Genomic DNA, 5,105 nt, shown 5'->3' with positions numbered 1-5,105 from the left:
CGGCTTGATTAGTATATCGCGTTACAAGCCTCTTGTCAAGCACTTTTTTACAAAAAAATGCGGAAATGCGGCACATTCACGCATTTCCGCAGATCACCAGCATTACTTCTTCTGTTTTTCCAAGGCTTCTTTCAATGTATGCCAGGCTAATACGGCACACTTCACACGGGCAGGCATGTTGGAAATATTCTTCAGTGCAATAGCATCTTCCAGATCTTCCAATTCATCGTCATCTGTAATCTGACGTTTGATCATATCCAAAAAGAGATTGACCAGACGCATTGCTTCTTCTACAGATTTTCCCTTAATAACGTCAATCATCATATCTGCCGATGCCTGGCTGATGGCACACCCCTGACCGGTATATGCCGCATCTACAATAATTCCGTTCTGTATATCTGCCTGCAGTGTAATATCGTCGCCACAGCTTGGATTGTGGCCATGTTCCTGTAAATTACAGACAGGTAAGGTATGTTTATTTTCCTGACACTGATTGTGTTCCAATATAATATCAGAATACAATTCATTCATTGATTCCATTCGTTTTGCACTCCCTAGTCTTTATAGCCCATTTGTTTGCGTACAAGCGGCAGTTTATCCAAGAAATAATCCACTTCTTCCAGTGTGTTGTATATATAGAAGCTGATGCGGTTGGACGCAGGAACGCCAATATGAGCGCCAAAAGGCTGCGCACAGTGGTGTCCTGAACGAATAGCAATACCGTAGCTGTCGAGGATAGTAGCCGCATCATGAGGATGTACGCCGTCAATGGTAAAGGATATAACACCCGTTTTTTCATCGGGATTGGTGCTGCCAATAAGATGAATGTGCGGAATTTTCTGCATGCCTTCCAAGGCCCGTACGACTAATTCATGTTCATGCTTTTCAATTTCGTCCCAACCCAGATCATTCAGATAATCAATGGCAGCATGAAGAGCCACTGCACCTTCGACATTTTCCGTGCCCGCTTCAAATTTAAAAGGAAGTACATTGAACGTCGTCGTCTGTTCCTGCACATATTCGATCATGTCACCGCCCAGGAGGAACGGTTCCATATCGTTCAGCAGCGCCGTCTTGCCATAGACTACGCCTGTACCGGCAGATCCCAGCATTTTGTGGCCGGAAAAGACCATAAAATCACAGTCCAGATCCTGAACGTCTACTTTCATATGCGGTACAGCCTGAGCGCCGTCATAAATGGCAATAGCACCGACGGAATGGGCTTTTTCGATAAGTTTCTTAGCCGGTACTTTCATGCCCAGCACATTGCTGACGCCGGCAAAGGAAACGATTTTTGTCTTGTCATCAATTTTGGCAAAGTCTTCGTCCGTAAAATGTCCCGTTTCATCGAGATACATATATACCAGTTCTGCCCCGGTTACGCGGCAGACGCGCTGCCACGTAACAAGATTGGCATGATGTTCCGAAATAGGAATAACAATTTTATCACCTTTTTTCAGGTGCGTTTCCGCATAGCTGCGCGTAATCAGATTCATGCCTTCTGTTGCGTTGCGGACAAAAATGACATTTTCTTCTGCCGGTGCATGAATAAGCTGGCAAACGGCTTCCCGCGCGTCATCATACAGCTTGGAAGCTTCAACGCTCAGCACATGGGCTCCACGATGGGGATTTCCGTTATGATGTTCCAGCAAATCGACGATGGCATGAATAACCTGGTACGGTTTCTGCGTCGTTGCGGCATTATCAAAATACACGAGCTGATGTCCGTTATGGACTTTAGTCAATATGGGGAAATCTTTGCGTACATTTATCATGGCAATCACCTTTCTTGCAATACTGCATTTTCGCACGTACAGCCTGCAGTGCCTTATTTTCCAACGTTTTATCGCCTAAGGCATCAATAACGGGGCGTATATTCGACTCGATCAAAATCAGCTGAGCTCCGGCCTCACTGAAACCGCGGCTCATCAGATAAAAGAGCTTATCCTGATCGATCTGGCCGGCACTGGAAGCATGATTCCCTACGACATCATCTTCCTTGCACAACAGTAAGGGCAACGAGATAGAGTGAGCCTGCGGACTGAGAAGGATACATACATCCGATTCAGAACCGACAGCCTTTTTCCCACCGCGGAGGAAATCAATAGTGCCGCGGAAGAATTTCTTCGAAGAATCGAGCAGTGCACCTGTCGTCAGGATATCCGTCTTCGTCTTGATCCCCTGTGTCGGCACCCAGTACGAAAAATCAACGACCTGATCATCTGTTGCCAGATACATGGCTTTACTGTTGAATTCGCTTTCATCATGCATAAGGTCATTCTTGTAGTATACAACGGCAGTCTTTGCTCCTAATTCGGCGCTGACATAATCGATGACGCTGTTTTTTCCAGCATCGGCATACCGATGTTCTACATGACGCACTCCCAGGTGATGAAGCTGGACTTTGCTGATTTTAACGTGAGCATGTTCGCCCGTTTTCACATAAGTCAGAAAATTTACGTCGCTGCCGTCAGTACCGCCGTCAAACAGCAGGTATACTGTTACATCGCTGTTGTCTTCTGCAGTAATCGTCAGCTGTCCTGCCAAATGCTGCGGCGTTTCTCCCAGCGAATAGGTCAGCCATACGGCACTCTTCGTTCCTGCTGCCGCCGTTACAGCGCAGCCGGTCTGACTGTTATGCAGGGCTTCGTGCAGAGAGTCTGCATTGGCTCCCTGAAAATCTTTCAGTTCCGGAACCCCATTTCCCTGATAAAACGAAACATCTACGTCGCCTTCATGCCGTTCTTCCGGTTCAAAGGCAGGCGCTTCCTGCTGTTTCAGCTCATCCAATTCCAGGTAATTTACTTTCATCCAGTGGAATGTCGGGCGCGGGAGTCGGTTATACGGATGTGCTACTGTTTTTGCTGTCATTATCTGTGCCCCCTCCCTTATTTCAGCGAATCTTTCAATTCAAGATTAATAAGATTATTCATTTCTACTGCATATTCCAGCGGCAGGGCCTTGGATACAGGTTCAACAAATCCCCGTACCAGCATGGCTCTGGCTTCATCTTCACTGAGCCCGCGGCTCATCAGATAGAAAATAGCTTCGTCGGAAATACGGCCAATAGATGCTTCATGGCCTAAATCGACGTTATCATTTTTAATGACAATAGCCGGAATCGTATCGGACTGAGACTGTTCATCCAGCATCAGCGATTCGCAGCTGACGTTGGCCTTTGCTCCTTCAGCCGGCGGATTGATGACGACGCTGCCGCGATAAATACATACGCCGCCGCCTTTACTGATAGACTTAGAGTTAATATTACTCGTCGTATGGGGCGCATTATGTACGACTTTAGATCCCGTATCCAGGTACTGTCCCTGACCGGCAAAGGTAACGCCGGTGAATTCACAGTGTGCCCCTTCGCCCTGGAGAATACTCATGGGATACAGGCAGGATGTATGAGAGCCAAAAGAACCGGTAACCCAGTTAATGGTCCCGTTTTTGCCGACAATAGCCCGCTTCGTATTCAGGTTGTACATATTTTTCGACCAGTTTTCAATGGTTGAATAGGTCAGCGTAGCATCGTCACCAATGAACAGTTCTACACAGCCTGCATGAAGGTTGGCTACGTTATATTTTGGTGCCGAACATCCTTCAATAAAGTGTACCTTTGCTCCTTTTTCGACGATGATCATAGTATGTTCAAACTGTCCGGCTCCCGGCGCGTTCAGACGGAAGTAGCTCTGCAGCGGAATCGATACATCGACGCCTGCCGGTACATATACATAGGAGCCGCCGGACCAGACTGCACCATGGAGGGCAGCAAACTTATGATCCGTAGGCGGGACAAGTTTCATAAAATGACTGCGGACAATATCTTCATAATCGTGAAGAGCCGTATCAAAATCCGTATAAATAACGCCCTGCTTAACCAAATCTTCCTGAATGCTGTGGTAAACAACTTCAGAATCGTACTGAGCACCTACGCCGGCAAGAGATGTCTTTTCTGCTTCCGGAATCCCCAGGCGATCGAAAGTATCTTTAATATCGTCGGGAACATCGTTCCAGTTTGCCTTCATCTGTGCGTTCGGCCGCACATAGGTAACAATGTTGTCCATATCCAGTTCACTAATATCCGGACCCCAGTCTGGATAGTCAATCTGATAGAACAGTTCCAGTGATTTCAGGCGAAAATCGAGCATCCATTTCGGTTCATTTTTCTTCTGGGAAATTTCCCGAACGATGTCCGGTGTTAACCCGGCGTCTGTTTTATAAGAATAGTTAAAGTCTTTTTTGAAGTTGTAAATATTGCCAAAATCAGAAAAAGACTCTATTTTTTTTCTTTCATCAGCCATACTGCGTGCCTCCTGCTTACTGTGCCTGTTCTTTGAATTTGTCGTAACCGTAGGCTTCGATTTCCTGAATGAGCGATGCGCCGCCGGTCTTTACGATTTTGCCGTCAATAAGTACGTGAACGACATCGGGCTTCAGGCTCTGGAGAATTTCGCTGTGATGCGTAATAACCATGATGGAATTGGTTTCATTATGGTACTGCGCTACTGTTTCCGATACAATGCGGACTGCATCGACGTCCAGGCCCGAATCGATTTCATCAAGCATGGTCAGCTTCGGTTCCAGCATGCACATCTGAAGAATTTCCGTTTTTTTACGTTCACCGCCGGAAAAACCGTCATTGACATACCGGGAAGCGTAGGAACGGTCCATTTTCAGCTGGTCCATCTGTTTGTGCATTTTCTTGCGGAACGGCATAATGCGCTGTGTCGTACCGCTCACCGTGCTTTTTGCATTGCGGATAAAGTTTTCCACAGAAATGCCCTGTACGGCAATGGGAGCCTGGAAAGCCATGAAAATACCATCTTTAGCCCGTTCATTTACCGGTTCCGTTGTAATGTCCTTGCCTTCAAAGAAAATTTTTCCTGCTGTAACGACATATTTGGGATTGCCCATAATGGCGTTGAACAGCGTCGATTTGCCGGCGCCGTTGGACCCCATAATAACGTGTGTTTCACCATGTTGAATGGTCAAGTCGACACCTTTCAGGATTTCTTTGCCTTCGACAGCGACTTTCAACCCTTCAACTCGCAATAATTCACTCATTCCATTTCACTCCTGATATTATAATATTTTCTTATTTATAT

Annotated in this window: 5 protein-coding genes; all 5 read right to left on the bottom strand. The window is 46.5% G+C overall.

Translation table 11 applies throughout. From position 1 onward, the window contains the following. Window positions 1-102: 102 nt before the first annotated feature. From sufU to sufC, 5 genes are read right to left on the bottom strand one after another with little or no spacing between them, the layout of a single operon-like run. Window positions 103-540 (bottom strand): Fe-S cluster assembly sulfur transfer protein SufU, encoded by a 438-nt coding sequence (gene sufU / locus Q3886_RS08175; RefSeq protein WP_301860865.1) that lies wholly within the window; start codon window positions 538-540, stop codon window positions 103-105. A 14-nt stretch (window positions 541-554) separates the two neighbouring features. Further along, a complete protein-coding gene (locus tag Q3886_RS08170) occupies window positions 555-1,775 on the bottom strand; it encodes an aminotransferase class V-fold PLP-dependent enzyme (RefSeq protein WP_301860863.1) in 1,221 nt (406 codons plus the stop codon). Next, on the bottom strand, window positions 1,738-2,871 hold the full coding sequence (locus Q3886_RS08165) for a SufD family Fe-S cluster assembly protein (RefSeq protein WP_301860862.1): 1,134 nt from the start codon (window positions 2,869-2,871) through the stop codon (window positions 1,738-1,740). The genes Q3886_RS08170 and Q3886_RS08165 overlap by 38 nt, the downstream gene beginning before the upstream one ends. A 17-nt stretch (window positions 2,872-2,888) precedes the next feature. After that, window positions 2,889-4,301, bottom strand: a complete 1,413-nt coding sequence (gene sufB / locus Q3886_RS08160; protein ID WP_301860861.1) for a Fe-S cluster assembly protein SufB — start codon at window positions 4,299-4,301, stop codon at window positions 2,889-2,891. A 16-nt stretch (window positions 4,302-4,317) separates the two neighbouring features. Beyond that, window positions 4,318-5,064, bottom strand: coding sequence for a Fe-S cluster assembly ATPase SufC (gene sufC, locus Q3886_RS08155; protein WP_301860860.1), 747 nt, complete (start codon window positions 5,062-5,064; stop codon window positions 4,318-4,320). Window positions 5,065-5,105: the final 41 nt, after the last annotated feature.

Origin of the sequence: uncultured Megasphaera sp. (genome assembly GCF_958350005.1) — a bacterium.
GTDB lineage: Bacteria > Bacillota > Negativicutes > Veillonellales > Megasphaeraceae > Megasphaera.
The sequence above is the reverse complement of the archived record's forward strand: the minus strand, read 5'-3'. Positions and strand labels throughout refer to the sequence as shown.

What these genes read in the sequence shown, in the direction of transcription:
- sufU (WP_301860865.1), bottom strand. Translation starts at nt 540, where the DNA reads ATGGAATCAATGAATGAATTGTATTCTGATATTATATTGGAACACAAT.
- Q3886_RS08170 (WP_301860863.1), bottom strand. Translation starts at nt 1,775, where the DNA reads ATGATAAATGTACGCAAAGATTTCCCCATATTGACTAAAGTCCATAAC.
- Q3886_RS08165 (WP_301860862.1), bottom strand. Translation starts at nt 2,871, where the DNA reads ATGACAGCAAAAACAGTAGCACATCCGTATAACCGACTCCCGCGCCCG.
- sufB (WP_301860861.1), bottom strand. Translation starts at nt 4,301, where the DNA reads ATGGCTGATGAAAGAAAAAAAATAGAGTCTTTTTCTGATTTTGGCAAT.
- sufC (WP_301860860.1), bottom strand. Translation starts at nt 5,064, where the DNA reads ATGAGTGAATTATTGCGAGTTGAAGGGTTGAAAGTCGCTGTCGAAGGC.